Genomic DNA, 21206 nt, shown 5'->3' with positions numbered 1-21206 from the left:
CGGGTACGGGGCCGCGCGGGCGCGCTACTTCCCGACGAGCAGCTCGACGACGCCCGTCGTGATGGCCGGCAGGTAGGTGATGGCGAGCACGCCCGCCGCCATGATGAGCAGGAACGGGAAGGCCTTGCGGTACATGTAGGGCAGGGGCTTGCCGAAGCGCGAGGCGGCGAGGAAGAGGTTCAGGCCCATCGGCGGGAACAGGAACCCGAGCTCGAGGTTCGCGAGGAACACGACGCCGAGGTGGATGGGCTCGATCCCGTAGGCCGCGCCGAGGGGCGCCACGAGGGGGGCGAGCACCACGATCGCCGAGTAGATCTCGAGCACGCTCCCGAGGACGAGGAGCACCGCGTTCAGCATGAGCAGGAAGAGCGCCGGGCTCTTCACCGTCGCGGTCATCCACTCGACGAGCCGGGTGGGGATCTCCGCGTCCACGAACCAGGAGGTGAGCCCGAGCGCCGTGCCGAGCAGGATGAGCACGCTGCCGACGAGGGCGGCCGCGTCCACCAGCACGCGCGGCAGATCCCGCAGCGGGTGGATGGAGCGGAAGATGAAGAGCTCGACCACGATCGAGTAGGCCGCCGCGAGCGCCGCCGCCTCGACGATGGTGGCGAACCCGGTCGCGACGGAGACCACGACCAGGGTCGGCAGGCCGAGGTCCCACTTCGCCGCCCACAGCGCGGCGGCCGCCTCGCGCGGCTCGAACCGCTCGCGCGGCGCGTGGGAGCGGATGCCGACCGCCACGCCGTACGCGGCGACGATGACGATCATGAGCAGGCCCGGGACGAGCCCGCCGAGGAACAGGTGGTCGATGGGCGCCTGGGCGACCACGCCGTAGAGGATGACCGGCAGCGAGGGCGGGAAGAGCAGACCGAGCGAGCCGGAGGCGGTGACGAGCCCGACCGAGAAGTCCTCCGGGTAGCCCTCGCGGCGGAGCGCGGGGAGGAGGAGCCCGCCGAGGGCGAGGATCGTGACGCCGGACGCGCCCGTGAACGTCGTGAAGAGCGCGCAGACGAAGGTCGCCATGATGGCGACGCCGCCGGGCATCCAGCCGAAGATCCCCTTGTACGCGCGGACCAGCCGCTGCGCGGCGCCGCCCTCGGCGAGCACGTAGCCGGCCGCGGTGAGGAGCGGGATCGCCGGCAGCGTGGCGGAGGAGACGAGGTTGAACGTGGCCGTGGGCACCGCCGCGATCGCCTCGGAGCCCCCGTCGCGGAAGAACAGGGCCATCGCGACGCCGCTCATCGCGACGAAGACCGGCGCGCCGAGCAGGAACGCCGCGAGCACGATCGCGAGGAGGATCCAGACGAGCGTCGGCCCGGGCTCGACGGCGCCGAGTCCGAAGGCGGAGGCGGCGAGGGCGAAGGCGGCGGCGCGGGTCGCCCAGCGCTCCGCGCCGGCCCCGTCGCCGGCGCGCCAGGCGAAGCGGAGCGCCATGAAGCCGAAGCCGATCGGCATCACGAGCTCGCTCCACGCCACGCGGATGCCGAACGCCACCGTCCCGAAGCCCCTCCACTCGACGGCCACGAGCCGGGCCGACGCCCACGCGAGGAGCGCGCAGGCGGCCGCCGACACGGCCTGGGTGAAGAACCGTGCCATCCGCCGCGGGCGCCCCGCGGGGACGAGCTCGATGGTCGAGAGGGCGAGGTGGTGGCCGGACGCGGTGGCGAGCAGCGCGCCGAGGAAGCCGACCCACAGCGTGATGTGCTGCGCGAGCACCGCGGAGCCCGGCAGCTCGCGCCCGGTGAAGCGGCGCGAGACCGTCGAGGCCGCGGGGAGGGCGACCATCGCGAGGAGGAAGAAGGCGAGCAGGCCGCGCTCGAGCCGCGTCCCGGCGGCGCGGGCGGGAGCGACCTCGGAGTCGGGAGGGAGCGTGGATGGGGCGGTCACGAGAAAGTCGATTGACCCGTCAGGGAGGGGCAAATATGACTACCACGAACTCCCCTCAGCCGCGCCCTTTCCCGTGAAGCGACTCCTGCTCGTCACTGCACTCTCCGTCACCGCTGCGTCCCTCACCGGCTGTCGCAGCACCGCCATGTCGTTCGTCTCCGACGCCGTGGCCCAGAGCGGCTCCGCCTACGGGTCGGACGACGATCCCGAGCTCGTCCGCGAGGCCGTGCCCTTCGGCCTCAAGACGATGGAGGGGCTCCTCTCCGAGAACCCTAAGCACGAGGGCCTGCTCCGGGCCCTGGCGGGCAACTTCACCCAGTATGCGTACGCGTTCGTCCAGTCGGACGCCGACCGCGCGGACCTCGACGGCAACCTCGACGCGGCCCGCGCCGGCCGGGAGCGGGCGCGCAAGCTGTACCTCCGCGCGCGCGACTACGGCCTGAGGGCGCTCGAAGAGCGGCACGAGCACCTCTCGGCGCAGCTCCGCGAGGGGCGCGATCTCGCCAAGGCGCTGAAGCGCGCCGAGAAGCGGGACGTGGAGGCGCTCTACTGGACGGCGTCCGCCTGGACGCTCGCCATCGCGAACGGCAAGGGGGACATGGCGCTCGTGGCCGAGCTCCCGATCCCGGTCGCCATGATGGAGCGGGCGCTCGCGCTCGACGAGCGCTGGGGGGAGGGGGCGCTGCACGAGTACTTCGTCTCGCTGGACGCCGCCCGCGGCGAGCACGAGGGCGGCGGCCCGGCGCGCGCGAAGGCGCACCTCGACCGCGCGCTCGAGCTCTCGTTGAACAAGAAGCTGGGCCCGCGCGTCGCTTATGCAGAGGGAACCCTGGTGAAGCAGCAGGACCGGGCCGCGTTCGAGCGCGAGCTCGAGGAGGTCCTGCGGGCGAACGCCGAGGAAGTGCCGAAGTACCGGCTCGCGAACATCCTCGCGCAGCGGCGCGCGCGCGTCCTGCTCGACCACGTCGAAGACCTGTTCCTCTGATCCCCAAGGAGATCCCCGTGAAGAAGCTGCTCCTCGCCGCGCTGCTCGCGGCGCTCGCCACCGCCGCCCGCGCGCAGACCGTGACGCTGAAGCTCGGCACGCTCGCGCCGCAGGGCTCCACCTGGCACGACCTCCTCCGCGAGATGGCCCAGAAGTGGGAGCAGGCGTCGGGCGGGAAGGTGAAGCTCCGCATCTACGCAGGCGGCGCCCAGGGGTCCGAGGGCGACATGGTCCGCAAGATGGGGATCGGCCAGCTCCAGGCGGCCGCCATCTCGAACGTCGGCATGCACGACGTCATCCCCGAGCCCCAGGCGCTGAGCGTGCCGTTCCTGTTCCAGAGCGAGGGGCAGATGGAGTGCGCCTTCGACAAGGTGCGCCCCCGCGTGGAGCAGGCGCTCGAGAAGCGCGGCCTCCTCGCGCTGCAGTGGAGCCGGATCGGGGCGATCCACCTGTTCTGCGACTCGCCGTTCAAGACCCCCGCCGAGATGAGCCGGGCGAAGATCTGGGCGTGGGAGGGCGATCCCAAGAGCGTCGAGGCGTTCCGGGCGGCCGGGATGCAGCCGGTCGTGCTCTCCGCGAACGACATGTACCCGTCGCTCCAGACCGGGATGATCAACTGCGTCCCGAACGTCCCCCTCTACGTCCTCACCGCGCGCCTGTTCGAGAAGGCGAACAACATGATGGACGTGTCCTGGTCCTACATGATGGGGGCGACCCTCGTGCGGAAGGACGCGTGGGAGAAGATCCCGGCGGACCTCCGGCCGAAGCTGCTCCAGATCGCGAAGGAGCTCGGGCAGAAGGTCGACGTCGAGGTTCGCCGCCTCAACGCCGACGCCGTCGGCGCCATGCAGAAGCAGGGCCTGCAGGTCGTGAAGGTCGACGCCGCCCCGTGGCGCCAGGCGATGGAGCGGTCGTGGCCGGTCGTGCGCGGCGGCGTCGTCCCGGCGGAGTTCTTCGACGCGGTGAAGGCCGCGCGCGACGCCTGCCCGGCGAAGTAGTCAAAGGTCCGCGCCCGCGACGAAGCGGGCGAGATCGCGCCGCAGCGTGCGGCAGGCGAAGATCAGGGTGAGGTGGCCGCGCGGGTAGCTCCGCGCGGTCGCTCCCCAGGCCGCCGCGAGCCCGAGCGCTCCCGCGCTGAGCGCGATCCGATCCTCCCGTCCCACCGCCACGAGCACGCGCCGCGCGGTCGGCCGGCGCGCGTCTGCGCGGAAGGGCGCGAGCATGCGGGAGAGCGCGTCGGGCGGGGGCGCCGGCGCGCCGGCGCGGCGCGCGAGCGCGAGGTAGCGCCGGCCGATGCGGGTGCCCGCGAACACCGCCGCCAGATCCGCCGGGGGCGCGACGAGCGCCGCGAAGTCGAGCGGCTCGGGCGCGGTCGCGGCGAGGGCGGCGGCGAGCGCGCCGAGGGAGAGCCCCACCACCCCGACCGATCCCTCCCCGCGAGCGCGGGCGAGCGCCGTGAGGACCCTGATCTCGAGCACGAGCTGCTCGAACGCCCCGCGCAGCGCGGGGAGGTCGGGCGAGACGAAGCCCTCGCCGCTGCGCGTGCCCGGGGGCGAGCGCTGCAGGTGGCGCGGCGGCACGAGCGTCCAGACGTCGAGGCCCGCGCGCGCGAGGAGCCGCGCGTACCCGGCGACGACGGCGAGCCGCGGCACCTTCCACGGCGGCACCAGGATGGCGGTTCCCCGCCGGGCACCGCGCGCGGCGCGCGCGTGCACGGCCATCCTGTCGTCGCCCGGGGCGGGGCGCGGCGACTCCTCGAGCCAGTCCCCCTCCCGCGGCGGCGCCGCGGGGAGCACCGGCAGCGGCCCGAAGCAGTCGAGCGGCACGCCGGGGGCCGCGCGGAAGCCGACCGCCGGACGTGCGCGGCGATCCTCCGTCCACATCGCGAACCCGTCGATCGCGCGGTCGAGGAGCGGGGCCATCGGCGACTTCACGAGCCGGGCGGCACCACCGGTCGCAGCCTCAGCACAGCCTGTGGATCGTGTCGATGAGCGAGTCCAGATCGAACGGCTTCGCGAGGAACGCGGCCGCGCCGAGCCCCGCGACCGCGCGCCGATCCGCGGCGTGGTTCGCCGACACCACCACCGTGGGGATGCCTGCGATGCGCGGGTCCTCGCGCTGGGCGGAGCGGAACGTCCAGCCGTCCATCACCGGCATGGTGAGGTCGAGCAGGATGACGCTCGGTGCAGCGGAGCGGGTGAGGTGCGCGAGCGCCTCGGCGCCGTTCGCGGCGCAGGAGACCTCGAAGCCTTCGTCCTGGAGCAGCTCCGCGAGCGTCTGCCGGATCGCGGTGTCGTCCTCGACGACGAGGATGCGGGCGGGGGAAGCCACGTTCGGCTGCACATTAGGCAGCGGGATCCCGTCCGGGAACCCGGGTACGCGAGGTGGCCCCAATCGAGACTCGCGCCGGGGTGATCCGGGGTGCGCCGTTGACACTCATGGCAAGCGAAAGGTAAACGCACCGGTCGCGCCGCGTGCGCCGGAGAGTCCAGGAAGATGTCGGAGAACGAGGGCACGAGCAGCTCTGCCGCGGCGGTGTTCGGCCGCGCGCGCCCGCCCTCGTTCTCGCTGCCGGATCGCGGGGTCGTCATCGGCCTCCGCTGGAGCGGCGTCGAGGGCGCGGGCAACCAGATCCTCGCCGCCAAGATCGAGTGCGGCCGGACGAAGACCCGGCTCACGCGGCTGTGGCGTCCGTTCACCGACGCGCCGGGCCGTCGCGACGTGCACGCGCGCTTCGCCGCCTGGGTCGCGGAGGAGGCGAAGTGGGCCGAGGGGCGCCTCGTCCTCGGCGTGGACTTCGCCCTGTCGCTCTCGGAGACCCACCTCCGCCAGCTCGGGCTCCTGCGCCAGGCCATCCGCGGGCCGGCGGTGCTCGGCCGGAACCTCCACGAGCGGTTCGTCGGTCCGGGAGGCGACTTCACCGAGGGCGCGGCGAAGTTCCGGGACGAGCTCGGCAAGGATCGCCCGCGCGCGACCGACTGCTACCGCGCAGAGGTCGGAGCGCCGACGAGCGCGCGCAGCTACCGCCAGACGTTCTTCGGGCTGTGCACGCTCGCCCAGGTCCAGGCGAGCTTCCTCCCCTGGGATCCGCCGCAGACCGGCAAGCCCGCCGTGGCGGAGGTGCGGCCCGCGCACGTCGCCCGCGTCGTCTGCGGCGTCTGCGCCTACCGCGACGACGACCGCGACGGCATCTCTCGCGCCTCGACCCGCGCGGCGATCCTCCGCACCCTCCGCAGCGCCTCGAAGCTGGAGTTCGAGATGGAGCAGGCCGCGCAGGTCGTCGAGGACGGCCGCGGCGACCACCTCGACGCGGTCCTCGCCGCCACCGGCGCCGCGGCCGCGTGGGAGGACGGGTTCCAGGGCGTCCCGTCGAACGTGCCGCGCTCGGAGGGCTGGATCCACTCCGTGCGCGAGGAGCCGTGGCGCTGAGCGCGGGGCGCGCCGCTGCCGCCGCCGCGCTCGCGGCGGTGCACCGCGACATCCAGGCGTTCCAGCCGCGCGGCTTCGGTCCGCCCGTGCACGGCCCGGCCGTGGCGAGCCGCATCTTCCTCATCGGTCAGGCGCCCGGCCCGCACGAGGCGCGGTTCGGCCGCCCCTTCGCGTGGACGGCGGGCAAGACGCTCTTCCGCTGGCTCGAGCGCGCGACCGGCGCCGACGAGGAGACGGTGCGGGCGCGCGTCTACATCAGCGCCGTGGTGCGCTGCTTTCCCGGCAAGACGAAGGGCGGAGGGGACAGGGTCCCCACGCCCGACGAGTGCGCGCTGTGGCGGGGCTTCGTCGCCCGAGAGGTGGAGATCCTCGCGCCGCGACTCGTCATTCCGGTCGGCCGGCTCGCCATCCAGGAGGTGCTCGGCCACACGGAGCCCATCGCGGCCGTGGTCGGACGCACGCTCAGGACGCAGTTCCACGGGGTGGACGTCGACGTCATCCCGCTCCCGCATCCGTCCGGGGCCTCCACCTGGTTCAAGATGGAGCCGGGGCGCACCCTGCTCGACCAGGCGCTCACGCTGCTCGCGAGTCACCCGGAGGTCGCGCGCACCTTCCGGCGGAGGGCGCAGCCGTGAGCGCTCGGCGCCCGCGCACGCTCGGCCGGGTCGTGCCGGTCGCCGTGCTCCTCGCCGCCCTCGCCGCCTGCACCCACGCCCCGCGTCGCTCGGAGCCCGAGGAGTCGCCGCGCCCGTCCTCGGCCGCGCCCGCGGGCGAGGAGGGCGAGGTCGGCCTCGCGAGCTTCTATGCGAGGAAATTCCACGGCCGGCGCACCGCGAGCGGCGCGCGCTACGACATGCACGCCATGACCTGCGCGCACCCCCGGGCGCCGTTCGGCGCGCGCCTCAAGGTCACCGATCTCGAGAACGGGCGGAGCGTCGTCGTCACCGTCACCGACCGCGGGCCGTTCAAGCGCGGGCGGGTGGTCGATCTCTCGATGGCGGCGGCGCGCAAGCTCGGGATCGTCGACCGCGGCCTCGCCCGCGTCCGCGTGGAGGCGGTCGAGGACTGACGGGCCCCCGGGTCGCGGGCGGGCCGTGAAGGCGCGGCCCGCGTCGGATCGGTCGATCAGCCGCCGAGCTCCGGCAGCTCCAGCACGGCGCGCGTGCCCTTGCCCGGCTCGCTCTCGAGCCAGAGCGCGCCGCCGCTCCCCTCCACCACGCCCCGCGAGATGGCGAGCCCGAGCCCGCGCCCGCGCCCGTCGCGCTTGGTCGAGAAGAACGGCTCGAACGCGCGGCGGAGGACGTCGGGCGGCATGCCGGCCCCGTCGTCGGAGACGGTGATCCGCACGGCGCCCCCTCGCCGCTCCGCGCGCACCTCGACGCGGCCGGCGCGCCCCTCCGGCACCGCGTCGGCGGCGTTCGCGAGCAGGTTGCCGAGCACGTGCGCGACGCTCTCCGGCCGCGCGCGCACGGAGAGGCCGGCCGGGATCTCCTCGAGGATCCGGATCCGGTCGCCCGCGCGGATGCGGGCGTGGGACACGCTCGCCCGCACCACGTCGGCGACGACGGCGCGGCCGCCAGGCTCCGCGGCGGCGGCCCCGCCCGCGTCGGCGAGCGCGCGGACGAGCGTGCCGAGCCGCTCGAGCGCCGCAAGCGCGTCCGCGATGGCGTCGCGACCCTCGTGGCCCGAGCCGTCCGCGCGCCGCAGCCCGTCCTCGAGCAGGCGCAGGTTCGTCGTGATCACCGCGGCCGGGTCGCGGATCTCGTGGGCGACCGCGGTCGCGAACCGGCCCAGGGCCGCGAGCTTCTCGGACTGGTGCAGCGCGGCCTGGGCCTCCGCGAGCGCGTGCGTGCGGGTGTCGACGAGCTCCTCGAGCCGCGCGCGCATCGACTGCAGCGCGCGGGCGTTGTCGGAGAAGCGCACGGTGATCGTCCAGTAGACCGCGACGATCGGCACGATGAAGCCGGTGTCGAGGAGGTACGGCGTCGGGAACCGGCCCGTCGTCGCGAACGCGTCGTTGAGGCCGAAGAGGATCAGGGTCCCGAAGGCGGCGGCGTGGACGCCGGCGTGCCGGATGCCGGCGCGCCAGGCGCGCACGAAGCGCCACCAGGTGACGAGCGAGGCGCCGAGGAGGACGGCGAAGACGGCGTAGCCGAACGTGGTCGGGAGGGCGTCCCGGTAGACGGCGCCGAACGCCGGCACCTCGTGGCTGACGACGTCGTACGTGAAGACCACGCCGGGGATGAGCGCGAGGGCGGCGAGCAGGAGGAACGCCCGGCTCGCCGCGTGCTGCCACCGGCCGGGCTTCAGGCCGGCGAACGTCTCGGAGTAGCCGAACCAGGCCCAGAAGTGCACGAGCGCGCTCGCCACCTGGAACCGCGAGGTGAGCGTGACGATCGGATCGGGGAGCCCGAGCGTCGTCGCGAGGTTGCACACCGCGTAGGCCGCCGCGGAGAACGCGACGAGCGAGAAGCGGTGCTGATCGCGCCAGCCGGGCGCGAGCGAGAGCCGGCGCGAGAGCGCGCCGGCGAGCACCGCGACAAGCGCCGCCGACGCGGCGATGGCCGCGGCGACGTTCACCTCCGGCCACCGGCCGCGCGCGCACCCTCCGCGCCGGCGCGGATCGCGTCGATGGCGGCCCGGTAGTCGGGGGCGCCGAACACGGCGGTCCCCGCGACGAGGACGTTCGCGCCCGCGCCCGCGACGAGGGCCGCCGTCTCGGGCTTCACCCCGCCGTCCACCTCGATCTCCAGCGCCGGGTTGCGCGCGTCGGCGAGCGCCCGGAGCTGGCGGATCTTGTCGGTGCACGCGTCGATGTAGCGCTGGCCGCCGAACCCGGGGTTCACGGTCATGACGAGCACCATCTCGCAGTCGCCGATCACCCACTCGATCGCGGAGAGCGGCGTCGAGGGGTTGAGCGCGACGGCGGGCCGCGCGCCGGCGGCGCGGATTGCCTGCAGCGTGCGGTGCAGGTGCGGGGACACCTCGGCGTGGACGGAGACGAGGTCGGCGCCCGCCCGGGCGAACGCCTCCACGTAGCGCTCCGGCTCGACGATCATGAGGTGCGCGTCGATCGGCAGCTTCGTCACCTTCCGGACCGCCTCGACCACGAGCGGCCCGATGGTGATGTTCGGCACGAACCGGCCGTCCATCACGTCCACGTGGACGACGTCCGCGCCCGCCGCCTCGATCGCGCGCACCTCCTCGGCGAGGCGGCCGAAGTCGGCGGAGAGGATCGAGGGGGCGATGCGGATCGGCAGGGGCATGGGGCGCACAGTCTACGCGAGACCGGCCGGCGCGTGGGCCGCGGCGCGGGGCGGCGAGGGTCCGCGGCGCGGACCCCGAACTCACCGTACGAGCCGTGCCGCGTAGAAGCCGTCGGTCCCGTGGCGATGGGGCACGGTGAGCAGGTCGCCGTCGGGCGTGAGCACGTCCGCCGGCACCGCGCCGCCGCCGGCGCGGGCGAAGCCTGCGCGCAGCGCGCCCGCGACCACGTCCGGGCCCTCGGCGCGCGAGAGCGAGCAGATCGAGTAGGTCACCGGCGCGCCCCGTCGAGCGTAGCGCGCGGTGCTCGCCAGCACGGCCGCCTGGAGCTCGGCCATCCGGGTGAGATCGGCGGGCGTCCGCCGCAGCTTCAGCTCCGGGTGGCGCCGGAGGGTGCCGAGGCCGGCGCAGGGCGCGTCCACGAGCACGGCGTCGAAGCTCTCGGGCTCGAGGCCCGGGATGGGGCGAGCTGCGTCGGCGCAGATCACCCGGACGCCGGTGAGGCCGCGGCGCGCCGCCTCGCGGGCGAGCTCCTCCGCCTTGCGCGGGTGGAGCTCCACCGCGACGACCTCGGCGCCGGGCGCGAGCAGCTCGGCGAGGTGGAACGCCTTCCCGCCGGGGGCGGCGCAGGCGTCGAGCACGCGCGCGCGCGTCCCGCGGAGCGCGCCCGCCGCGTAGAGGGTGACGAGCTGAGCGGCCTCGTCCTGCACCTGGAAGGCGAGCCCGCCCGCGGCCCGCGCCAGCGCGGCGACCGAGGCCCCCGCGAGGACGATCCCGTCCGGCGAGCGGGGCGTGGGCTCGGCGGCGAGGCCGGCCGCCCGGGCCCGCGCGAGCAGGGCGTCGCGATCCGGCGAGCGCACCGTGAGCGCGGCCGGCTGGTTCATGCCGCGCGCGAGCGCGAGCGCCTCCTCCGGTCCGAGCCAGGAGACCCACTCCTCCGCGAGCCAGCGGGGCAGCGCCTCGGCCACCGCGACGTGCCCCACCGGATCGACCGCGAGGGCGGGCGGCTCGGGCAGGGTCGACGCGCGCGCGAGGGAGCGCAGCACGGCGTTCACGTAGCCCGAGGCGCGCCCGTGGTCTACCGCCTTCACGAGCGAGACGGTCTCGCCGACGGCCGCGTGGGCCGGCTTCCTGAGGAAGAGGAGCTGGTAGGCGCCGAGCCGGAGCGCGACGCGCGCGGCGGGATCGAGCGCGTCCACCGGGCGCCGCGAGTGCGGCGCGAGCGCGCCGTCGAGGGCGAGCGCGCGGCGGAGCGTGCCGTAGACGAGCTCGGTCGCGAGGCCGGCCTCGCGCGGGTCGAGCGCGCCGGCGCCCGCGAGCGCCGCGTCGAGCGCGCGCGACGCGTAGGCGCCGCCCTCGTCCACGCGGCGCAGGACCTCGAAGGCGATCTGGCGTGCGGTCGTCATGTGCCGAACGTGAAGGTGCGACGGCGCAGGCCGTTCGCGAAGTCGACCGCGGCCTGCGGGGGCTTCCCCTCGGGCTGCAGCCGGGTGACGAGGAGCGCGGTCCCCTCGCCGCAGCGCACCGCGACGCCGCGCCCCGGCACGACCGCGGCCGCCCCGGGGGCGTCCGGCGCCGCCGCCGCGGCGGCGGGATCCTCGACGACCTCGAGCAGCTTCACGGACCGTCCCTCGAGCGTGGTCGTCGCCCCGGGCCAGGGCGTGAACGCCCGCAGCCGGTCGCGGATGCGCCGGGCGCGGACCGTCCAGTCCACCCGCCCGTCCTCCTTCTCGAGGATCCGCGCGAGGGTGGCGCGCGTCCCGTCCTGTCTCACCGGAACGAGCTCGCCCGCGGCGAGGAGCGCGAGCGCCGCGACGAGCGCCTCGCCGCCCAGCGCGGCGAGCCTCGGCGCGAGCGTCTCGGAGGTGTCGTCGGGGCCGATGGGGAGGACGCGCTGGAGGAGCACGTCGCCCGTGTCGAGCCCCTCGTCCATCTGCATGATCGAGACGCCCGTCTCCGCCTCGCCCTCGGCGATCGCCCACTGGATGGGCGCAGCGCCGCGGTACTTCGGCAGGAGCGACCCGTGCACGTTGAGCGCGCCGTGCGGCGCGAGCTCGAGGAGATCGCGGCCCAGGATCCGCCCGTACGCCGCGACGGCCAGGAGGTCCGGGCGGAGCTGCGCGAGCTCGCGCGCGAGGGAGCCGTCGCGGACCTTCACCGGCTGCAGCACCGGGACGCCGTGCTCGCGCGCCCACGTCTTCGTCGCCGGCTCGCGCAGCGCCTGCCCGCGGCCGGCCGGGCGATCCGGCTGCGCCACCACCGCCGCGATCTCGTGCCCGGCGCGCGCGAGCGCGTCGAGCGGGGGTACGGCGAAGGCGGGAGTGCCCATGAAGACGATGCGCATGAGGGGGTCTGTATAGGCGGGGTCGAGGTCGGGGTCCATCGGGGCGACGAAGGTCGCGGTCGGGTCGGGGTCACTCGACCGCCACCATCACCAGATCGCACACGTGCGTCCCCGTCTCGAAGCGCGGGATGGCGGCGCCGAGCGCGGCGCAGGCGGGGCCGGAGCGCGCCTCGGCGAGCGCCGCGTCGAGATCGATCCCGGCCCGGGCCGCCTGTCCCGCGGTCTCGCCGTCCACGACCGCGCCCGCGTGCTCGGTCGGACCGTCGCGCCCGTCGGAGCCCGCGGCCAGGACGGCGGCGCGCAGCCCGGCGATCTCCTTCGCCGCGAGCAGCGCGAGCGCCTGCGCGCGGCCTCCGTCGGGGTTGGCGGCGGAGGGCGGGACGTGGATGGTCGGCTCGCCGCCGAGCGCGAGGAGCCGCCGGCCCTGGCCCGCGTTCGCGCGCGCCCACGCGCCGAGCCGCGCCGCCACCTCCGCGACGTCGCCCACGAGCGGCGCGGGATCCGCCTCCGCGTCGAGCCCCCGCCCGCGAGCAACCTCGGCGGCGGCGCGGGCGAGATCCCCCGGGCCGGCGAGGAGGCGGTGCGCGATCGCCGCGAAGCGCGGGTCGCCCGGCTTCGGCGTCTCGCGGGCCGCCGCCGACTCTTCATCCACGAACGCACGCACAGAGGCGGGCAGGGCGGCGCGGGCGCCGGTGCGGGCGAGGATCGCCTCGACGTCGGCCCAGGTGGTCGGATCGGGCACGAGCGGCCCGGACGCGATCGTGGAGAGGTCGTCGCCGGGCACGTCGGAGAGGACGAGCACGCGCACCGGCGCGGGCGCGAGCCGCGCGCCGAGGCGGCCGCCCTTCAGCGCGGAGAGGTGCTTCCGGACGGCGTTCAGCTCCTGGATCGTCGCGCCGGCGCGCATCACGGCCGCGAGCGCGCCCGCCTTGTCGTCGAGGGAGATCCCCGCCGGCGGGGCCACGGCGAGCGCGCTGCCGCCGCCCGAGAGGAGCACGAGCGCGGCCGACCCGCCGTTCGCGTCGGCCCAGGCGGCGATGGCCTCGCCGGCCTCGAGCGAGCCGCGCGTCGGGCGCGGGTGGCCGGCCGCGATGGTGCGCACGCCCGCCGGCGCCCGCGTGCCCTCGGGGTGGACGCAGAGCGGGTCCGACGCGCGCGACCCCAGCACGGCGAGGGCGGCCTCGATCATCGGCGTCGCGGCCTTTCCGAGGGCGAGCACGCGGACGGGGCCCGCGGGGAGCGGCTCCTCCGCGAGCGCCTCGGCGACGCGCCGCGCCGCGCCGAGCTGCGCGACGGCGGTTCGGTAGATGTCCCCACACGTGGAGGCGAGTGGGCGTGGAACCTGCATCGTCACCTCCCGTGCGACGGCGTCGTTGCGGTGCGAGGGGCAAACGATAGAATCGCGGGGGCCCGGCGTCGCGGGGCCGGAGGGAGCATCGCATGGCCGAGGCATCCGCCGCAGCCGACGCGCCCGGCGCAGCCGTGAAGCGGCGGCAGGTCCTCGTCGACCGCGGCTTCCAGCTCAAGTACGCGCTCCTCATGGCAGGCGCCGGGCTGCTCGTCGCGGTCGTGTTCGGGCTGTGGCTCCACCAGGTCCACGCGCAGGTGACCGCGCTCGTCGCCGCCGATCCGGAGACCCGCGCCCTCGTGGCGCGCAGCGACCGCGTGCTCCTCTGGGCGTTCGCCGCGATCGCGCTGCTCCTCGCCGGCTCCCTCGGGCTGCTCGGCGTCGTCATCACCCACCGCGTCGCCGGCCCCATCTTCGTGATGGGCCACTACCTGCGCGTCCTCTCCGAGGGTCGGTTCCCGCAGATGCGCACCCTCCGCAGGAGCGACGAGCTCAAGGCCTTCTTCCGGACCTTCATCGAGGCCGTCGAGCGGATGAAGGCGCGCGAGGCGCGGCACGCGGCGGTCCTCGAGGACGCCCTCGCGCGGATGCGCGCCGCCGCGGTGCGCTCGCCGGAGCTCGCCCCCGCCATCGAGGCGCTCGCCGCCGCCGCGCGCGAGCGGCGCAGCGCCCTCGCCCTCGACGATCCCGAGCCCACGCCGCTCGCCGTCCCTGCGCCGCAGCGGCACGCCGCGCCCTAGCCAGAGAGGTCCCCACATGCGAACCCTCCCCGCCGTAGCCGCCTGCCTCCTCCTCGCCGCATGCGGGAGCCCCAGCGATCCCGCCGGTTGGGCGAAGCGCGCCGCGAGCCGCAGCCGGCTCGACGAGAAGCTCGACGCGCTCTCCCACGTCCGCAAGGCGCCCGGCGATCGGGCCGCCGCCGTGCCGTACCTCGTGGAGGTCCTCGCGCAGGCGCCGCGCGCCCGCGCCGAGGCGGCCGTGGCGCTCGGCGAGATCGGCGACTCGCGCGCCGCCGCGCCCCTCCTCGCCGCCCTCGATCCGGCGCCCAAGGATCGCGACACGGTCGACGCGAACCGGCGGATCGCCGAGGCGCTCGGGGCGCTGCGCGCGCGCGAGGCCGTCCCGGCGCTGAAGCAGCTCACGGCCTCGTCCGACGGGTACACGCAGGTCGCCGCGGTGGACGCGCTCGGCCGCATCGGCGATCCCTCGGCGGTGGACACGCTCGTCAAGATCGCCACCGGCGACGGCGTCGAGCCGTTCACCGCCAAGAAGGCGCTCCTCGCGCTCGGCTCCATCGCCGATCCGCGCGCCGGCAAGGCCGTGCTCCGCATGCTCTTCGACGAGCGGCCGGGCGTGTCCTTCTTCCCGGAGGCGGCGTTCGCGGCCTACCAGATCGGTCCGCCCATGGCGGCCCCCCTCATCGCGGTCCTGGAGGGCCGCGACGCCGAGCTCGCCGGCTGGGCACGTCAGCGCGGCGTCGTGCAGGGCGCGCTCTACGCCAAGTCCGCGCAGCTCCTCGGCGACGTCGCGGGCGCGGAGGCGGTCCCGGCGCTCGTGCAGAAGCTCTCCTACCAGGACGCGGACCCCCGCCTCGCGCTCTACGTGCGCGTCTTCGCCGCCGAGTCGCTCGGGCGCATGCGCGCCCGCGAGGCGGTCCGCCCCCTCGCGGACCTCGTCGCGCGCGAGCGCGACCCGGACGTGCGCGACCGCTACTGCGACGCGCTCTCCCGCATCGGCGACGCCGGCGCGGTCCCGGCGCTCCGCAGCGCGGCGTCCTCGCAGGACGCGCGGCTCCGCGACGCCGCGCTCGCCACGCTCTCCCGCCTCGGCGGCGCCTCCGAGCGTTCGGTCGTGGAGGCGGCGGCGCAGCGCGTCTGCGCCGCGGGCTGCGACGCCGGGCGCGAGGCCGCGTTCAAGGGCATGCTCGCGCGGCTCGACGCCGCCGCCGCCTGCGGCGGGGACGCGAGCTGCTGGACGGGCAAGCTCGCGGATCCCAGCGCGGCAGTGCGCGATCGCGCGGCGCTCGAGGTGGGGCGCGCGGGCGGCGCGAAGCAGGCCGCGGCGCTCGCCGACGCGCTCGTGCGCCCGGTCGAGCAGGACGCCGACCTCGCCGCGCGCTACCACGCGGTGCTGGGCCTCGGCTGGATCGCCTCCCGCGAGCCGCTCGGAGCGGCCGGCGCGGACCTCGCCGCGAAGATCGACGGCATGATCTCGCACGATCGCGGCCGGACGCTCACCGCCGGCGTGAACGAGGACGCGCTGCGGCTCGCGACGCGGCTCCGCCGCGCGGCGCGGTAGCAGCGAGCCGCGGTTCACTCCCGGGCGCGGTCGCCTCGGCGATCGCGCCCGGCTCGTCTCCAGGGCCTCACCGCCGGGCGCTTCCGACGACCTGGAGCACGGGCCCGCCCTGCGGCGACGGGCCGCGGCCATCGGGATCGACGGCCGTGCGCAGCCCTACCTCGCCGCCCGCTTCCGCTTCGAGGCGCCCGGGCGCTCCCAGGAGCTCGGCAGGAGGCTGAATGGCAGGAGCTTCGCGACGAGCGGGAGGAGCAGCATCCCTCCGGGCGCGGCGAAGATCGCGAGGGCGGGCACGGCCTTCGCGAGATCGACGAGCTGCGCCTTCACCTTGCGCTTCTCGTCCTGCGTGAGGGCGTTCCCCGCCGCCGCCTTCGCGAGGAGCTGCCCGAGCTCGCCGGTCTCGCGGATCTCCGTGACGAGGGCGTCGAGGTTGTCGGTGACGGCCGTGGAGACGCGCTCCACCACCACGTCGGTGGCGGCGTCGAGGTCGGCCGTGAACACGTGCCAGCCCGAGCTGCCGCCGTCGCCGAGCGCCTCGAGCCAGTCCGCGTGATCGGCGTGCTGCGCGGCGGCCTCGATCTCCGCGGCCGCGATGACCTGCGCGTCGAGCCGGGCGGCGCGCGCGAACGACTCGACCCACGCTGCCGGCGCGTCGTGCACGAGCTTCAGCCCGAGCTGGGCGAGCCGGAGCTGCTCGAGGAGGAACCCGCGCACGCGCTCCGGCGTGGCCTCGGCGAGGGCCTCGGGCGAGCGGGGCGAGGTGATCGCGTGGCGCGTCTCCCGGGTCGCCGCGCGGTCGAGGCCGAGGCGCGCGATCTGCCGGTGGCGCACGGCCTGGACCGGCGCGCCAGAGAGGCCCGCCGCGCCGAGGAGGCCGGCGAGCGCCTCCGCGAGGAGGGCCGACTCGCGCACGGCGTAGGCGCCGTGGCGCGCGAGGGCTTCGGCCACGAGGCGCCCGTCCCGGTGGTACCCGCAGACGACGCGCGCGAGCCGGCGGCGCAGCACGGCCACGGCCCCGGCGTGGAGGGGCAGCGCGTGCGCCGGATCGCCGGGCGGGTAGAAGCGCGCATGGAGCGCCTCCGCCGCGGCGCGGGCGGCTCGATCCACGGCGCGATCGCTCGCGCCGCCTGGCTGCTCGGGCTCCGCGGCGATCGCGACGGCGTGCTCGCCGACCGCGGCGGCGAGCGCCGCGGCGATCTCGGCACGGCGGCGGGCGCGCACGAACGGATCGCCGCGCAGGAGCGCGAGATCGAGGGCGAGCCCGATGTGCGCGCGGATCTCCTCGATGAACGCGTCCGCGGCAGAGGACGCGGGTGCGCGGCTGCCGTCGGAGGCACCGGGCCGCCCCACCGCGACCCGGCGCCTGAGCGAGCGGGTGACGAGCAGGTTCGCCGCGGGCGCGAGATCGAGCGGAGACGCGCCGGCGCCGCGCACCTCGGCGGGGAGCCGGGCGCGGGCCTGGTCAGGATCGTGGCGGAGGAGCTCCTCGTCGAGGAGCTTCCCCAGCCACCGTCTGTCGGTGAGCCGTCTCGGCACGTGGCGTCCGGGCCGGCGAGTGTAGCGCGCTTCGTCCGGGTCTCGCTCGCCCGCCCGGGTGGAAAGGCGGGAGGGGCGGAGGCCCTCGGCCGGTGAAAAGGCTGGAAGATCAGCGGGCCGACTTGGCCCGGCCCTTCTTCTCCTCGGGCTCCTCGGGGGGCGGCGCGGGGACCGCCACCGGGCCGCGGTGGATCCCGAACTTCTCGAAGGTCTTCCCCTCCACCTGCTGCAGCACCTCGGGGTGCTCGCGGAGGAACGCCTTCGCCTGCTCGCGGCCCTGGCCGATCCGCTCGCCGCCGAAGCTGAACCAGGTGCCGCTCTTCTCGACGATGTTCTCGTTCGAGGCGAGGTCGAGCAGGTCGCCTTCGCGGCTGATCCCCTGGCCGTACATGATGTCGAACTCGACCTCCTTGAACGGAGGGGCGACCTTGTTCTTCACCACCTTCACGCGGGTGCGGTTGCCGATGATCTGGTCGCCGTCCTTGATCGCGCCGATGCGGCGGATGTCGAGCCGCTGCGTGGCGTAGAACTTGAGCGCGTTGCCGCCGGTGGTCGTCTCCGGGTTCCCGAACATCACCCCGATCTTCATGCGGATCTGGTTGATGAAGATGACGATGGTGGAGGACTTGGAGATCGTGCCGGTGAGCTTGCGGAGCGCCTGGCTCATGAGGCGCGCCTGCACGCCCATGTGCGCGTCGCCCATCTCGCCCTCGAGCTCGGCCTTCGGCACGAGCGCGGCGACCGAGTCGACGACGAGCACGTCGATGGCGCCGGAGCGGACGAGCGTCTCGGCGATCTCGAGGGCCTGCTCGCCGGTGTCGGGCTGCGAGATGAGGAGGTCGTCGGTGCGGACGCCCAGCCTCCGCGCGTAGCCCACGTCGAGGGCGTGCTCGGCGTCGACGAACGCCGCGATGCCGCCCTTCTTCTGCGCCTCGGCCACCGCGTGGAGGGCGAGGGTCGTCTTGCCGGAGGACTCCGGGCCGTAGATCTCGATGATGCGGCCGCGCGGGAACCCGCCGACGCCGAGGGCGATGTCGAGCGAGACCGAGCCGGTCGAGACCGCCTGGACGTCCTTCACGAGCGCCTCCTCGTTGCCGAGGCGCATGATCGAGCCCTTCCCGAAGGCCTTCTCGATGGACGAGACGGCCAGCTCGATCGCCTTCTCCTTCTCCGGTGCGACGGCCATTTCTTTCGTCTCCTTGCGGGGGGCGCCTTCAGCGCTCCCGGCGACTTGCGCGGTGGAGGTCTCTCCTAGCAGCGCGCCCTGACAGGCGCTTTCGTCGGGACCTGAACAGATGGATACTGAACGGACGGTCGGCCGTCAAGGAGACGGCCAGGCGCATCCCGGGTACCCCTCGAGACGCACGTGGGTCAGGCCGACGCCCCGCCGCCGCCGACCAGGAATCCCCCCGGCTCCAGGCCGAGCCGGCGCACCGCGGTGTCCCAGCGCTTCTCGAGCGGCACGTCGAACACGAGCGAGCTGCCGTCGAGCTCGAGCGGCACCCACGCGCCGGCCGCCACCTCCCGCTCGACCTGCATCGGCGCCCAGCCGGAGTAGCCGAGCAGGAGCAGGAACGGATCGCCGGCGCCCGGAGCGCGCACGAGCGCCTCCAGCAGCTCGCGCGAGCCGCCCAGGGAGAGGGCGTCGCCGACCTTCACCGCGCCCTCGGCGTCGGCCGCCACGGTCCCTGGCCGGAAGAGGATCCAGAGCCGCTCCGGCTGGACCGGGCCGCCCACGAGCACCGGCGCGTCGGCGCGGCCGTGCGCCTCCGCAGCGCGGCGCAGGTCCTCGTCCACGCTCGCGAGCACCTCAGCGACCGTCACCGGACCGGGGCGATTCACGACGAACCCGAGCGCCCCCTCGCCGTGGTGCTCGGCCATGAGCACGAGCGAGCCCGCGAAGTTCGGGTCGGAGAGGGCGGGAGCGGCGACGAGGTAGCCGGGGGCGAGGCCGGAGGGTGCAGGGCTCTGCATGGTTTCTCCGCGGCCGCCCGACGGGGCGCGCCGCCTCCAGATCTCGCGCGGACGGCCGCGTCGCGCAACTCGCAGCCGCGAAAACGAGAGGGGAGCGCCCCCCTCGGCCGCCGGGCCGCCTCGAGGCGCCCGTCCGATCCCGCCTTCGCGCCGCCCGCGCCGGCTTCAGTGCGCCGGCGCGCTGCGGCGGACCGGGAGCGGGTCCACCGTGCTCGCCTGCGGGCCCTCGTCGCCGCTCTCCTCGACGAAGCGAACGCCGCGGCCGACCTCGAGCCGCGGGAACTGGCCGCGCACCACCGCGTTCGCGTGGAAGTAGACGTCGCGCCCGTCCGGCGTGCGCAGGAACCCGTAGTGCTCGTCCGGGAACAGGCGCACCACCACCCCCTCCGTAGCCGCCGCGTGGGCCTTCACGCGGCCGTCGAGACGCCGCACGCGATCCTCGAGCTGCCGCCGCGCCTCGCGAAAGGCCTGCTTCACCACCGCGTAGAGATCCTCGTGCGTATCCGTGCCCAGGGGGGGATTGCGCCCCACGACGATCCTGCCGCGCGGGATCGACACCTCCAGCCGGACCCGGTACTGGCCGCCGCTGTGCCGGTGATGCCGGCTCGGCGCCTCGAGCCTCACCGTGCACCCGACGATCCGGTCCGAGGCGCGCTCGAGTCGCGCCGCCTCGGACTGGATGAGCGTCGCCACCGCCTGGGAGGGCGTCACGTTCCGCCAGCCGATCTCGATGGGCTTCTGCATCGCGTCACCTCCGCCTGCCTAGCGCCTGCCGCGCCGAGACCGGCGGCCCCGGCGCCGCACCCTCATGCTACGTCCGGCACCCGGCCCGGCGCCGCAGAGAGGCGGGGCGCTCCGGAGGTGGCCTGCGTACGAACCGCGGTGCCCCCCGCTCCCCGCCCGTGCCGCGCGCGCTCGACGGTGGCCCGCCCGCCGGGCGGAGCGGCGCACGCCCGCGCGGCGCGTGCCACGGAGCGCGCCGACCCAAGGTGCTTCGTTGCGGCGCGCGCGCCCGCGGCGGGATCCTGGGAACGTGCCGAGGCCGCGCGGCGCCCGCGTCAGCGTCACGGCACGCGGGCGCGGCCACGCGCAGCGCGGCCGGGAGGGCAGGCCATGAGGTGGCGATCGCTGCTCGGTGCGCTCCTCCTCTGCGGCGCCGGCGTCCTGCCGGCGCGCGCGGTCGCGGAAGGCCCGCAGGCGGGGGTCTCGTTCGAGCTCTTCGAGGAGGGGCTCGCGCCGTACGGGGAGTGGATGGTGGCGGGCAGCTACGGGCGCGTGTGGCGGCCCGTCGGTGCCGGGCCCGACTGGCGCCCCTACGTGGACGGCGAGTGGGTCTGGACGGACGAGGGCTGGTACTGGGCGAGCGACGAGCCGTGGGCGTGGGCGACGTACCACTACGGCCGCTGGATCTTCGATCCCTGGCTGGGCTGGATCTGGGTGCCCGGGCATGCGTGGGCGCCGGCCTGGGTCGCCTGGCGCGTCGGGGGCGGCTTCATCGGGTGGGCGCCCCTGCCGCCCGGCCTGGTGACGTGGTGGGTGGACCCGGCGCCCATCGCGGTGACGTACTGGGTGTTCGTGCCCGCGCCGCGGTTCGTCGGCCACCCGGTCCGACCCGCGCTCGTGCCGCCCGCGCGCGTCCCGGACATCCTGCCGAGGACGCGCCCCGCGCCGCCCCGCCGCGCCGGGGTGGCCCGGCCGGCGCCGCCGCGCGGCGGCCCGCCGCTGCGCATGGTCGAGACGGAGGTCGGACACCCGGTGAGGCCGGCGCCGATCGTCTCGGTGCCCACTCCGGCGGGGGCCCGCGGACGGCCGGGTGGGGCGATCCCGGCGTACCGGCCAGGCGTCGCGGCCGCGCCGGCGCCCACCCGGTCACAGGTCCCCGCGTCGCCTGGGCGGCCGCCGCAGCGGTCCACCGAGGGTGCGCGCCCCGCGCCGGCGCCGTCGCGCGGCGGCACGAGCGGCGCGGGCCGGACTCCGGGCGCTGCACCTGCCCCGCAGAGATCGTCCGGAGCGGCCGCGGCACCTGCCCCGGGCCCGGCCGCGCCCGCGCCGCAGCGGCCGTCGGGCGCGTCGGCGGCGCCTGCACCGGCTGCGCCCGCGCCGCAGCGGCCGTCGGCGACGACCTCGGCGCCGGCGCCGCA

The 21206-nt window shown here is 75.8% G+C and carries 20 protein-coding genes; 8 read left to right on the top strand and 12 right to left on the bottom strand.

Translation table 11 applies throughout. From position 1 onward, the window contains the following. Positions 1–24: 24 nt before the first annotated feature. A complete protein-coding gene (locus MLV88_RS14845; protein WP_243337853.1) occupies positions 25–1887 on the bottom strand; it encodes a TRAP transporter large permease in 1863 nt (620 codons plus the stop codon). Between the two features lie 73 nt (positions 1888–1960). Here MLV88_RS14845 and MLV88_RS14840 point away from each other — a divergent pair, with 73 nt between their 5' ends. Then, entirely contained in the window at positions 1961–2872 is a 912-nt protein-coding gene (locus MLV88_RS14840) for a TRAP transporter TatT component family protein (protein WP_243337851.1), read from the top strand. A gap of 17 nt (positions 2873–2889) precedes the next feature. Further along, the gene (locus MLV88_RS14835; protein WP_243337849.1) at positions 2890–3870 is read left to right on the top strand and encodes a TRAP transporter substrate-binding protein; all 981 of its coding nucleotides are present in this window, start codon (positions 2890–2892) and stop codon (positions 3868–3870) included. Here MLV88_RS14835 and MLV88_RS14830 read toward each other — a convergent pair whose 3' ends face one another. Both MLV88_RS14830 and MLV88_RS14825 read right to left on the bottom strand, forming a co-directional pair. Then, positions 3871–4794 carry a hypothetical protein gene (locus MLV88_RS14830; RefSeq protein ID WP_243337848.1) on the bottom strand — a complete coding sequence of 308 codons (924 nt, stop codon included), beginning with the start codon at positions 4792–4794 and terminating at the stop codon, positions 3871–3873. It lies immediately after the preceding gene. Positions 4795–4834: 40 nt separating this feature from the next. After that, positions 4835–5203 (bottom strand): response regulator, encoded by a 369-nt coding sequence (locus MLV88_RS14825; protein ID WP_242339928.1) that lies wholly within the window; start codon positions 5201–5203, stop codon positions 4835–4837. Positions 5204–5368: 165 nt separating this feature from the next. Between MLV88_RS14825 and MLV88_RS14820 the strand changes: the two genes are divergently transcribed. From MLV88_RS14820 to MLV88_RS14810, 3 genes are read left to right on the top strand one after another with little or no spacing between them, the layout of a single operon-like run. Beyond that, complete coding sequence (locus MLV88_RS14820; RefSeq protein WP_242339927.1) at positions 5369–6301, top strand: DUF429 domain-containing protein; 933 nt, start codon at positions 5369–5371, stop codon at positions 6299–6301. After that, the gene (locus MLV88_RS14815) at positions 6292–6936 is read left to right on the top strand and encodes a uracil-DNA glycosylase family protein (RefSeq protein ID WP_243337846.1); all 645 of its coding nucleotides are present in this window, start codon (positions 6292–6294) and stop codon (positions 6934–6936) included. The genes MLV88_RS14820 and MLV88_RS14815 overlap by 10 nt, the downstream gene beginning before the upstream one ends. After that, positions 6933–7370, top strand: a complete 438-nt coding sequence (locus MLV88_RS14810) for a septal ring lytic transglycosylase RlpA family protein (protein ID WP_243337844.1) — start codon at positions 6933–6935, stop codon at positions 7368–7370. Before MLV88_RS14815 ends, MLV88_RS14810 begins: the two co-directional genes overlap by 4 nt. A 56-nt stretch (positions 7371–7426) precedes the next feature. On the opposite strand, the gene MLV88_RS24620 is transcribed toward MLV88_RS14810, so the two are convergent. The 5 genes from MLV88_RS24620 to MLV88_RS14785 all read right to left on the bottom strand — a co-directional run bounded on the left by MLV88_RS24620 (position 7427) and on the right by MLV88_RS14785 (position 13257). Next, a complete protein-coding gene (locus MLV88_RS24620) occupies positions 7427–8881 on the bottom strand; it encodes a sensor histidine kinase (RefSeq protein WP_242355970.1) in 1455 nt (484 codons plus the stop codon). After that, entirely contained in the window at positions 8878–9567 is a 690-nt protein-coding gene (gene rpe / locus MLV88_RS14800) for a ribulose-phosphate 3-epimerase (protein WP_242339923.1), read from the bottom strand. Before rpe ends, MLV88_RS24620 begins: the two co-directional genes overlap by 4 nt. Before the next feature lie 81 nt (positions 9568–9648). Then, positions 9649–10971 carry a transcription antitermination factor NusB gene (locus MLV88_RS14795; protein WP_243337842.1) on the bottom strand — a complete coding sequence of 441 codons (1323 nt, stop codon included), beginning with the start codon at positions 10969–10971 and terminating at the stop codon, positions 9649–9651. After that, positions 10968–11909, bottom strand: coding sequence for a methionyl-tRNA formyltransferase (fmt, locus tag MLV88_RS14790; RefSeq protein WP_243337881.1), 942 nt, complete (start codon positions 11907–11909; stop codon positions 10968–10970). The genes MLV88_RS14795 and fmt overlap by 4 nt, the downstream gene beginning before the upstream one ends. A gap of 70 nt (positions 11910–11979) precedes the next feature. Continuing rightward, positions 11980–13257, bottom strand: a complete 1278-nt coding sequence (locus MLV88_RS14785; RefSeq protein ID WP_243337840.1) for a glycerate kinase type-2 family protein — start codon at positions 13255–13257, stop codon at positions 11980–11982. Positions 13258–13349: 92 nt separating this feature from the next. Here MLV88_RS14785 and MLV88_RS14780 point away from each other — a divergent pair, with 92 nt between their 5' ends. Next, on the top strand, positions 13350–13997 hold the full coding sequence (locus MLV88_RS14780) for a hypothetical protein (protein WP_242355962.1): 648 nt from the start codon (positions 13350–13352) through the stop codon (positions 13995–13997). Between the two features lie 16 nt (positions 13998–14013). Further along, positions 14014–15555 carry a HEAT repeat domain-containing protein gene (locus MLV88_RS14775; protein ID WP_242339918.1) on the top strand — a complete coding sequence of 514 codons (1542 nt, stop codon included), beginning with the start codon at positions 14014–14016 and terminating at the stop codon, positions 15553–15555. 156 nt (positions 15556–15711) lie between these two features. Here the strand turns inward: MLV88_RS14775 and MLV88_RS14770 are convergent, their stop codons facing one another. The 4 genes from MLV88_RS14770 to MLV88_RS14755 form a co-directional block, all read right to left on the bottom strand. Continuing rightward, positions 15712–17091, bottom strand: a complete 1380-nt coding sequence (locus MLV88_RS14770) for an LETM1 domain-containing protein (RefSeq protein ID WP_242339917.1) — start codon at positions 17089–17091, stop codon at positions 15712–15714. Between the two features lie 109 nt (positions 17092–17200). Beyond that, positions 17201–18277: a recombinase RecA gene (gene recA / locus MLV88_RS14765; protein ID WP_242339916.1), complete on the bottom strand. Its 1077-nt coding sequence runs from the start codon at positions 18275–18277 to the stop codon at positions 17201–17203. A 185-nt stretch (positions 18278–18462) separates the two neighbouring features. Beyond that, positions 18463–19065, bottom strand: a complete 603-nt coding sequence (locus tag MLV88_RS14760) for a YqgE/AlgH family protein (protein WP_242339915.1) — start codon at positions 19063–19065, stop codon at positions 18463–18465. A gap of 165 nt (positions 19066–19230) precedes the next feature. After that, on the bottom strand, positions 19231–19809 hold the full coding sequence (locus tag MLV88_RS14755) for an HPF/RaiA family ribosome-associated protein (RefSeq protein WP_242339914.1): 579 nt from the start codon (positions 19807–19809) through the stop codon (positions 19231–19233). A gap of 369 nt (positions 19810–20178) precedes the next feature. Here MLV88_RS14755 and MLV88_RS14750 point away from each other — a divergent pair. Continuing rightward, on the top strand, positions 20179–21206 hold a 1028-nt coding region (locus tag MLV88_RS14750; RefSeq protein ID WP_332841731.1), incomplete at its 3' end, for a DUF6600 domain-containing protein.

This window comes from Anaeromyxobacter soli, from assembly GCF_022808855.1.
GTDB lineage: Bacteria > Myxococcota > Myxococcia > Myxococcales > Anaeromyxobacteraceae > Anaeromyxobacter > Anaeromyxobacter soli.
The sequence above is the reverse complement of the archived record's forward strand: the minus strand, read 5'-3'. Positions and strand labels throughout refer to the sequence as shown.